The sequence below is a fragment of the Flavobacterium sp. 9AF genome (assembly GCF_902506265.1).
In the GTDB taxonomy this organism is placed as follows: Bacteria; Bacteroidota; Bacteroidia; order Flavobacteriales; family Flavobacteriaceae; genus Flavobacterium.
In genome coordinates this window covers 1-9,910 of sequence record NZ_LR733593.1, presented here as the reverse complement: position 1 = coordinate 9,910, position 9,910 = coordinate 1, and the positions used below count along the sequence as shown (strand labels likewise).

The 9,910-nt window shown below is 29.1% G+C and carries 14 protein-coding genes; 1 reads left to right on the top strand and 13 read right to left on the bottom strand.

Features of this window, described 5'->3' with window-relative positions; translation table 11 throughout:
- The 13 genes from HALO113_RS16390 to HALO113_RS16330 all read right to left on the bottom strand — a co-directional run.
- Window positions 1–218 (bottom strand): hypothetical protein (locus HALO113_RS16390; protein WP_159780218.1); only part of this gene is annotated, 218 nt, incomplete at its 3' end.
- Window positions 219–1,049: 831 nt separating this feature from the next.
- Window positions 1,050–1,610, bottom strand: coding sequence for a hypothetical protein (locus HALO113_RS16385; RefSeq protein ID WP_159780217.1), 561 nt, complete (start codon window positions 1,608–1,610; stop codon window positions 1,050–1,052).
- A 299-nt stretch (window positions 1,611–1,909) separates the two neighbouring features.
- The gene (locus tag HALO113_RS16380) at window positions 1,910–2,872 is read right to left on the bottom strand and encodes a hypothetical protein (RefSeq protein ID WP_159780216.1); all 963 of its coding nucleotides are present in this window, start codon (window positions 2,870–2,872) and stop codon (window positions 1,910–1,912) included.
- Between the two features lie 199 nt (window positions 2,873–3,071).
- A complete protein-coding gene (locus HALO113_RS16375; RefSeq protein WP_159780215.1) occupies window positions 3,072–3,869 on the bottom strand; it encodes a hypothetical protein in 798 nt (265 codons plus the stop codon).
- A 169-nt stretch (window positions 3,870–4,038) separates the two neighbouring features.
- The gene (locus HALO113_RS16370; protein ID WP_159780214.1) at window positions 4,039–4,548 is read right to left on the bottom strand and encodes a hypothetical protein; all 510 of its coding nucleotides are present in this window, start codon (window positions 4,546–4,548) and stop codon (window positions 4,039–4,041) included.
- Between the two features lie 173 nt (window positions 4,549–4,721).
- A complete protein-coding gene (locus HALO113_RS16365; protein ID WP_159780213.1) occupies window positions 4,722–5,603 on the bottom strand; it encodes an AraC family transcriptional regulator in 882 nt (293 codons plus the stop codon).
- Between the two features lie 18 nt (window positions 5,604–5,621).
- The gene (locus tag HALO113_RS16360; RefSeq protein WP_159780212.1) at window positions 5,622–5,825 is read right to left on the bottom strand and encodes a 2-hydroxymuconate tautomerase family protein; all 204 of its coding nucleotides are present in this window, start codon (window positions 5,823–5,825) and stop codon (window positions 5,622–5,624) included.
- A gap of 4 nt (window positions 5,826–5,829) precedes the next feature.
- Entirely contained in the window at window positions 5,830–6,036 is a 207-nt protein-coding gene (locus HALO113_RS16355) for a DUF2798 domain-containing protein (RefSeq protein WP_159780211.1), read from the bottom strand.
- Entirely contained in the window at window positions 6,033–6,500 is a 468-nt protein-coding gene (locus HALO113_RS16350) for a nuclear transport factor 2 family protein (RefSeq protein WP_159780210.1), read from the bottom strand. The genes HALO113_RS16355 and HALO113_RS16350 overlap by 4 nt, the downstream gene beginning before the upstream one ends.
- A gap of 43 nt (window positions 6,501–6,543) precedes the next feature.
- Window positions 6,544–7,077: a carboxymuconolactone decarboxylase family protein gene (locus HALO113_RS16345; protein WP_159780209.1), complete on the bottom strand. Its 534-nt coding sequence runs from the start codon at window positions 7,075–7,077 to the stop codon at window positions 6,544–6,546.
- 1 nt (window position 7,078) lies between these two features.
- Entirely contained in the window at window positions 7,079–7,747 is a 669-nt protein-coding gene (locus HALO113_RS16340; RefSeq protein ID WP_159780208.1) for a hypothetical protein, read from the bottom strand.
- Window positions 7,748–8,061: 314 nt separating this feature from the next.
- Window positions 8,062–8,466, bottom strand: coding sequence for a hypothetical protein (locus HALO113_RS16335; protein WP_159780207.1), 405 nt, complete (start codon window positions 8,464–8,466; stop codon window positions 8,062–8,064).
- A gap of 757 nt (window positions 8,467–9,223) precedes the next feature.
- Complete coding sequence (locus HALO113_RS16330) at window positions 9,224–9,529, bottom strand: hypothetical protein (RefSeq protein WP_159780206.1); 306 nt, start codon at window positions 9,527–9,529, stop codon at window positions 9,224–9,226.
- 136 nt (window positions 9,530–9,665) lie between these two features.
- Here HALO113_RS16330 and HALO113_RS16325 point away from each other — a divergent pair, with 136 nt between their 5' ends.
- On the top strand, window positions 9,666–9,797 hold the full coding sequence (locus HALO113_RS16325) for a hypothetical protein (protein WP_255477943.1): 132 nt from the start codon (window positions 9,666–9,668) through the stop codon (window positions 9,795–9,797).
- The last annotated feature ends 113 nt before the right edge of the window (window positions 9,798–9,910 follow it).

Below are 9,910 nucleotides of genomic sequence, written 5' to 3'. Positions count from 1 at the left end.
TTATTGTATAGTGATCCATATTTGCTATTATGGATAAATTTTAAAAATATTATTTCATTTCCCTCTAAATCTGAAATGGATACATTATTGGCATTTCCACCTATTTTCAAACATTCTTTACCGTCAATTGATACAATGTCATCTTTAATTTTAATTTCTTGACTAAAGCTTACAAGACTTATTAAAAATAAACTTAAGGTTGAAATGATTTTTTTCATTTGTCTGTTTTTTAATTGTTATGAGAAAATTTATTATCGGGTTGTTTTTAAAATATATGCTAACGTTCCGCGTATAGGCGAAGTGCCTTTTTCTATCTGCTTCACTAATGAATGCTAAAATAGCCAATTTTTTTTAATTGTCCTATTCTATCTAAAGAAGCGCAAGGCATTTTGATTATACACTGTGCATGTTGTACGACTCCTCAAATATAATAATTAAAAAACATTTCAAATGGTATTTTTTGTGAATTTAATTATGCAAGGAAAGTAGAATTTTACCTCTGAGTTATTTGTTTCGGTTAATTTGTTGGATTTGGTTCCACTGGATACTTTTACAGAAAATTACTCACCAAACTCGATTTACATTTCATTTATAGAGTTACCCAAAAATATTATGGTAAAGAAGTTCAAGAACTGCGAAGCATATCATCGAACACCTATAAAAAAATAAAAATTCAGTGAGTTAAAGTATAGATCCAGTTGATTTCTTTAATATTTTATTGGTGGGTTATTTGAATAATATTAATTCAAATAGACGATAAATTGATTATTGTAGTGATAGTTTGTTGATAAGTTCATTTTGAAGAAATATATGTGCTTTACCATCAAAAAAACATCCATTATAACCCAAGTTATTTTCCTAAACAGAGGAAATACTTTACTGTTATAAAAATGCGCTTTTTTGACTTCAAAAACTCGATTGTAATTAACTTTAACAAAAAAAGAACCTCGTTTAAATCGTTTTAAAAGAGGTTTTATAATGTGTCTTTTTGGAGTTATTTTGAAAAAATAGTAGTTGTGCAACATTACCATTATTGGCAACTAGTTTTTTTAATACCAGAACGTACATTTTCCTTTTCCTTTTTCAATTTCAATTAATTCATTTGAATCCGAAAGCAAAGTGCAATTAAATGAATAGGTTAATTCAATTCCTCTGTTAGGGTTTTCTATCTCTCTAATATTTTCAATACGAAAATTATTTTCATTATATGGTGGTTTACCAAAATCTGTGGAATTATAGACTATGCCGGTGTTATCAATCAATATAGAATAATCAATATATCTTACAATGATTTCAGGTGTAGTATTTTTATAATTGTCAGCCGAATGATATTCAAGTTCATTTCTATTAAAAAAGGTGTAAAAATCATTATAATCATTATAGATATATTGATTAATAGAGTCAAATTTTTCTATCAATTCATAGACTGTAAAATAAATGAAAGGTGTTTTTAAATATAGAGTATTAGCAATTTTGTATGCGTAATAAAAATCCGCTGTAACAGAATCTTGTAATGTATTTCCGACACTTCTTCCATATATGAATGTCTCTGTGCTTACTAATAATTCTCCATTAAATTCTCCAATAAAATAATTGTCATAATTTGCCAAAGTATCTAAAGCAATTGAATAATCAATACTTGTTGGATTGAAATCTACAGGTTCATTATCACACGATGCGAGTAAAAGCAGAAATGGTATTAAGAATATAATTTTTTTCGTTGCGTTATTTTAACTTGTTGAGCTTGTTGTATAACTTCTGTTTTTCTATTAAATGCCTAATTTTATGTTTTTATAAAATCATAAACACTTGATTTATAAAGCGTATTAATTTTTAAAAATGATTGAAAATCTAGAATTGCATTTGATTAGTTGCGCAACAGCCATCGCTATTAGCAGTAGTTTTATTTTTATTTTATTTGATTAAAAAAGAATTTTATCACTTCAAAATTCATATCTGATGTTGTCCAATGACCAACATTTTCATAGTTTTTAAAAAGAGGGAAAATACTTTTTTTCAGATATAACTCTTGAGATTTTAAATATCTTTCATGTACTTTTCGCCCTATATTATTATTAATTATTTGACGTTCATTCTCACTGTACGCATCGTCAAACTGAACAGCATCATTTTCGTCTAATTTTCCCATATAGATAAATTGGGGAATTTGTTTATAGGAATCAATATCAAATTTTTTGTCAAATAAATCTGAAAAGTCGTTTAGACCAAGAGGGTAATTTAATTTTGTATCATTAATTTTATCTTGAGGCAACATCAGTTCTCCATTAAACCCACCAATTGCTAATGCTTTTATAGCATGGGGATGAATAAAAGAAAAACGGTTCGTAAACGTAGCAGATGCAGAAAAACCATTCATAAACACTTTTGAGTCAACTTTAATACCCATTTTGTTTAAGACGATTTTAGCATCATTAATCATTGCTAACAATTGTAGGTCTAGTCGTTTTAGTTCAAGAGATTTTTCTAGCATTACGTCTCTGTCTAAAGCATGGGTATATATTAGTTCATAACTAGATGGTCTTGGAAAAACAGGCACAAGTAAGGGTATTTTTAGCATTGTAGAAATATTGTTTCCTACCGAGCTTACCGATGCTAAATCGATAGCATATTTTTTATGGACTTCTATACTGTCAGATGGCCTACCTGTGTTATTTGGTTCTACCAGAAGATATGTTTTTTTGTTTAAGGGAACCTCTCTTGGAACAAACAAAATATAGTCATGATAAAACTCTTTTTCTGGATTTTTCTTTATAATAAATAGTGTGTCGCTTTTATGAAACTCTAATTTATAGCTTTGAGAAAAAGAAACCACATAAGTGAATGAGAGAATTAAGAAGAATATAGTACGCATTTGTTTTTTTCAAATTAGACGATTAATTTGGAAATTTGTTACCATATTGTTTTAATTACCTCCAACGTTTCGGGGCTTACCGAAGAGGGGATTTTTAGGACAAAAAATCAATAGAAATACTACCGTTGAACCTTGTATCAATGCTTAATCTAACAACTTCAGCCCCGCTTTTCGCCAACGCTTGTTAGCTGATGTTTGTCTATTCAAATTCTGTTTTGTAATATTTGTACTTTTTTACCCATTTTTCATTTTCATAAACTTCCTCATAACCTTTCACATAAAAACTGTTGTCCGTTTTCCATACAATTTTTTCGATTGCAAAGTCTTGGGAATAATAACTTGCATATTCACTTAAATAGTTTTTTGGATTTAATCTATCATTAACTTTCAAAACTCCAATATCACAATTTTTATGTTCATAAACTGAATTGTAGAAATAAACAAAATATTTATTATTAATAGATGGAATTGGTAATTCTATAGCTCCGTCTCCAAAAGAAATAATATTGTAGTTATAATCGTTTAAGCTATCTAATAAAAAAAGTTGTCCAAAACCTAAATTTTCGGAAGTTGAATTTTCTGTAATTGCAAATAATTTAGAAGTAGCATAGTATCCTAAATACTCAAATCCGCTCCAGCTTTCTTCACCACCATAATCTCTGTATTTTTTAAACTTATGTTTTTTTAAAGCAGTTTGGATATAAAAGAAATTGCCGTTTTGTTCAGGCTTAAAAGTTTGCATTGGTTTTATTGATTCAAGTGATAAAAATTCCCTTTCTGTGATTGTTTCAAAAGTCAATTTTGGTAATTTTTCGTATGTGTCAGCATATCCAATATCAACTTTTTTGACACTGTCTGTTTTCAATACTGGTTCTTCTGAACTTAAATTAGTTTTAGAAATCGTGTCCTTTTTTTCAGTAAAGCCAATTTTTGTTGACTTATTATCATTACAAGATATAGTTAAGATTGTCAATATTAAAAATTGGATTATTCTCATTTTACAGTCTGTTTTTTAAAATATTAGCTAACGTCCCTGCACTCGGCTTCAGTTGCGAGCTTCGGAACAGTCTATTTCTGTTAAAGATAAAATTTCTTGCGAAATGTAAACGTGAATTTACTACAAAATTCGCAATCTTACCAAACGCCTGTTGTGTGATGTTGTAATTTTACAATTCGGATAATATTGTCTTATATATATCTTCTTTCCATTTTTCAAATTCTGTATGCATTTGAAAAAATAAATTTTCAGATTCATTTTCAGGTTCTATTTTTTTAAGCAAGATTCCTATTCCAATATTATGAGATTTTCCATTATGATTAATAACAAAGTGCTCATCATTTGAATCCTCCATAAATGAGTCTGCATAAAAATGCTTTAACTTTAACTCATTTAGATGAATTAATGATAAAATTAAGTTTTTAATTTCTATTGGGGTTTGTATTTCAATTTGCTTTTCAATTTTTTGACTATATGAAGTTCCCTTCTTTTTTTTCAAATTTCTTATATAAAAACTTAAATCAATTTTACTGTCAAAATATACATCAATAAAAAATGCAATTCTAAATGATCTTTCAGTCCAACCGTCAGAATAATCATAAGAAAGAATATATTCTTCATTCAAAATATAATTGCCTGTTGAATCAAATTTTTGAATATCAATCTGTCTAAATTTCATTTTCTTCTACGGTTTTAAACAATAGTACTCAACGGTTTGGGGCTTTGCGAAGAAGCGGAATTAGAAGCATAGATGTTCGGTTTAGCACAAATGTTCATTAGAATTCCAAATGTTCAAATTAGCACTGAACCGTTTTTTTTGCAAAACCCCTGTTATCTGCTGCCCTTCTTTGGTCAATTCAATTCAGCTTTCGCAAAACCTACTGTATCTCGGTACAATTGGGGTGAAATATCCGTTTTGGTTTTAAAAAGTCTGCTAAAATGAAATTCGTCCGCATACCCCAAATACCAAGCAACTTCTTTAATTGGTTTGTTGGTCATATACAGTTCTCGTTTGGCTTCTATAATTATTCTCTCGGTTATTAGGTCGGTTAGTGTTTTGTTGTAATGTGTTTTTACCAACTTTGCCAAAGCATTTGCCGAAATATTTAAAAGCGTTGCGTAATCGCTTGCTGAATGTTTTTGCGTAAAATTTTCTTCAATTGCCTTCTTTAAATTTTGTAAAACGAAAGGTGTTTCTGCTTCAATAAACTTTGGCTCATTGACTTTTGAAAGTGCTTTTAGTCTTGATAATGTTACTAAAAATATTTTTAAATTAGGGATTAACAATTCGTAGTTGTCGTTTTCTTTATTTAGTATTTCAGATTTTAATTGCTCCAATTGCTGGTTCAATTTATTTTCTGTTAAATTATCAATACTAATAAAAGGCTCTTGATAAATGTTGTTAAAAAGAACCGTATCGCAATTAGTTTCTTTTGGATTGCGGTGAATACAATAAAAATCAGAATGGAATTGCAAGGCTATTCCACTAATTTTTTTATCAGTAGAAAACATAAAAGGTTGATAAGGCGTAAATGCAAAAACAGTATTCTTTTGAAATAGATATTCTGAAAAATCTACTTTTAAAAGTCCATCTCCATTTTTTACCCAAATTACTGTATAAAAATTGTTGCGTTGCAAATGGTCAAAATGACTATTATCGCAAAATGAAAACAGCTTAAAAGCAAGGTTTCCGTTTTGCTGATTAATTAATGTAAAAACGTCTTGTTCTTTCATAACTCAAAAGTATTAAATTTAACTTTCTCTTTTTCGTCTTTTTGTTACTTGTTCTCCCGCAATGCCCCAATTGTCTGTTTCTACTTCGTCAATAACCACAAATGTTGTTGCTGGGTTTTTATTAAGCACTTTTTGTAACAAATTTGTTACACCTTCAATAAGTTCTGCTTTCTGTTCAGATGTTACTCCTTCTTTGGTGATTTTGATGTTTACGTAGGGCATTTTTTTAAATTTTAAATTTGTTTTTAATATACGGTGCAACATAAAGCAATGATGGAAAAGCTAATAAAAAAGCGATGAGCCAACTACGTAGCCACACGAAAATAAAGTTTTGAATGAAGCCAAAATTTACTGCAACCAAGGTAAATGTAATATAGCTGGTAACAACCAAAGCGACAATTGTAGCTGATTTTAATGCAGATTTTGTTATCATTTTAGGATTGTTTCTTGATACGTTTTTAATAAATCAGGATTGTCAATTGAACCGTGATGATGTATTTGTCGCCAATTACCGTCAATTAAAACAAATATTCTCGTGGTTCTAATTGTCAACGGAATTTCAATTGAATCTGTTTTGAAATAGCCACGTTCTCTGCCCGTTGCAAAAATTAAAGTTTTATGAATTGAGAAATCAAGAAATTCTACATATACTTTTGCTTTGCCCTTAAATATTTTATCGTATCCTTTACCAATTTCTTCCCAACCCCAGCGGATACCATCAATAGGGTTATCCATAGAAATATCTGCCGTATCCAACCAAGATTGCTCCATTAGAAGCATATCTTGGCTATTAAAGGCTTTATAAAATTTTAAAATAGCCATTATTTCAGAACTTTCATTTTTTATGCCTGCCCCATCAATAACGAGTTGCGAAACATTTTGTGAATTCACATTCATTGTGTATAAAATTAAACTTGTTAGTATAAGAAATTTAACCATTTTATATTGCTTGGGGTTCAGGAAAATCTATTGGCACTTTGGCAATCGCAAATAAATAATTAGTGATAATTTTATCACCAACCGTCATCACAACATCAACTAAATTTTCGGTAGTGTATCCTTCTTTTAAGAAATTTTCTTTTGCTTCTTCTGAAACTTCGCCTTTGTTAGTTACAATTTCTTTTGCAAGGTTTACAAGTGCATTCAATTTGGAGTTAAACGAAATATTCGCTTTCCTAATTTCCAAAGTTTGCTCTTCGGTAAAGCCAACCATTTTGGCAATTGCAGTATGTGCTGCTTTACAATAGTTACAGCCATTTAATTGACTTACAACTAAATTGATAACTTCCTTTTCTTTATTATTTAGAGAGTTTTTACGGTTTTGTAGCGTAAGATAATCGCCCAAAGCTGATGGTGAATGAGCAAAAAACGCATACATATTGGGAACAAAACCAACTGCTTTTTGTAAGTTGTCAAATAATGCCTGATTATTTTCTGAAACGTTTTCTCTTGTGGGAACTGTGAATTTTTCCATTTTATTTAGTAGATTTTATAAGTTTTGAAATTGATACGAAATGAAACCAAAGTAGTAATATTCCTGTGTAAAAAACAACGTATTGCATATTGTGAAAAGCTCCTAAATCTTTCCAAACTACAAGGCTAATACTGGTTACAATGATAACAATGTCCAAAGCACCAACAATATTTGCTAACCATAATAGTTGATTTTTTGAAGTTTGATTTTTGACAACTGCAATTGATGCCAATAATGCAAGAAAACCTGATGAAACGTGAAGGAACCCGTCCATAATTGAAAACCAAGCAGGAATAACTTGCAAAACACCTTCCATTAAAAACCCTGATGCTACAAGAACCCGAAGTCCTTGAACAATTTGAATGTTTTCTTGTGAAATATTATCAAATACTTTTTTGAGTGGCGAAAAATAAAATACTACTAAAACAAGTGTCGCAGAAGAAAGTGTCAAAGCATAAAATGCTCCACCCGAAATGTCTATTGGAATAATTAATTTGTTACTAAAAACAAAATGAATGAAGATAATCCAAGCTATTGAAATTAAACCAAAAACCCACTTTGTTGTTTTGGTTGCTCGTCCAATTTTCAAAAGCCAAAGCGTTGCAAACATAAAAATAATGTTTACTCCAATAACCCAATAAGTTGTGGCTAAATAATTTGATGCGTCCATGTAAAATAATTTTAATTCTTTGTCAATATTGACAATGCAAAAATGCAAGGACACTAATTATTTAAAAATGGATAGTTTATGCTTTTGAATGGATAATTTTTATGGGTAAAGTGTGGGCTTTTGGGTTTTCTTGTCGGAATGTTGAATTTTAGCAGGGTGTTCGTTAGGGTTGCAGATAACGGTCCTTGGCTTTACGACTGTTGCGGCTGCGTGAACGGTTATTTTCTTGCTAAGATAGATTTTCTTGCGAAAAATAGGCGAGTGGCTAAGATAAAAATAGCTATTGTGCCAAACCGCTTTTATGCAACGTTTTTTTATTGAGTGATTAAATATTCTTCAAAATTTTTGTCTACGTCATATTTGTCATGTTCAAACTTATTTATCCAACAGCTAATTACTCCACTTTCAATTATTTTTGGATTTGCAAGTATTTCATTCATTCTAACATTGATTTCGGATTTAGGTTTGTAATTATTATGATGTTTTAAATATCTAAAAGTTAGTGCTGTAAATTGTCTGCTTGTAGGACTAGGAGAATATAAAATATTTTCTAATACCTTATAATCTTTTGCAACGATGAAATACCGTAAGTAATTAAAAGTTTCATATCCTAAACCATCTAGAATATAAAAAGGTTTTTCGAATGTACTATCATCTAATGCATCTGTGAAGTAATTAATTGCAGCTTTTCTTTTTAAATTTGAGTCATTTGATTCCAAATATAATTTTCCATGAATGTTATTATATTTTTTTAAATTTTCAGAATATTGTTTTTCAAAACCAATTTTGCCATAAAAGCAGTTTAGAGGGAATTTAATTTCTGAAAGTAAATAGTTAGTTATAATTTCATTTTCAACTTCAAAAGTTATTCTTATTTTTAGTACATAATTATCAAAATAGATAATACTTACATTATATGATCCATAACCTCCATGTATTTTATATATAGTTGATTTAAGATTGTAACCACACTCATAAGTATAACTTGAACAATTACATTTTCCATCAAGAAAATTAGGTAAAATTTCAAGGATTTGATTTGTAGTATTTGTGTTTTTACTTATTTGGTTCAGTTTGTTTTTTATGATTCTAATATCATTTTGAACCCATTCTAATTGTATAGGTTTTTCAACTTCTTTATTGTTATAACCACAAAATAAAGTAATTGATTCTTGATTTAATGAGTCAATATTTTGTTCTTGACTATTTGATAAGAGTGGAAGAAAAAGTAAAAAAAGTATAATGTTTTCATCTGAAGTTTAATAATCAATTCTTTTCTTAAAATGTTGCAAAACGCTCCGCCGGCTTTAAGAAGTTGGGGATTTTTTGTTACTGATATTGACAAATATACCGAAAAGATTGAAAGAAAAAGCCTCACTTCGGAGAAGAATTGCAAACACTAACCCTTACCGATATAAACCCAAACCCCACTTGCACAAAACCGCTGTTACCAGCAGTTTTTTTAATTTTACTTTATTAATATTGGTAATTTAGATTTGTTAATGTTCCAGTATAAGTTCCTGAAATATTATTTTGTGCATTTGAAAAGGAAAAGTTAATTGTGTAAATTCCATTATTATATGAAATACTAGTTTGTCCACTTGTCATATCATCGGAGCTTAAAGAGTTTCCCGAAACGAATGTTCCATTTTGAATTACAACATTTGTATTTATACCGCTATGGTCTATAAAAGGATCATTGTAATTTACATTAGTATGGGAATTTTTAACATTGTATGTTGTATATTGAACACTTCCAGGATTTAGACTAGAGCAGTACATATTAAAATCTATTAATTGAGTTATATTGTCTGAATAAACGAAATTATTGTTTTGTAAAGTTACTTCGTCATTTGTTAAAATAAAATAGAATCTTCTTTTATCATAATTTACGTCAGTACCTGTATAATTTGGTATTATGAAACCTTTTGTTAGAGTTTTTTCGACACCATTTACAATTAGTTTTCCGTTATTTGTTGGAATATTATTTGCTGGATTATCATCGCTTTTGGAGCAAGATGAAAATAGAATAATTGAAATTAATGACTAGTCCTAAAAAATCGATACAGATTTATTAGACAAAAATAATTAAATTAAACACTTGCAAGAACGTTCTTGCAAGTGTTTTTTCTTTTATAAGTTCTCATTTTTAGATTAGATTGT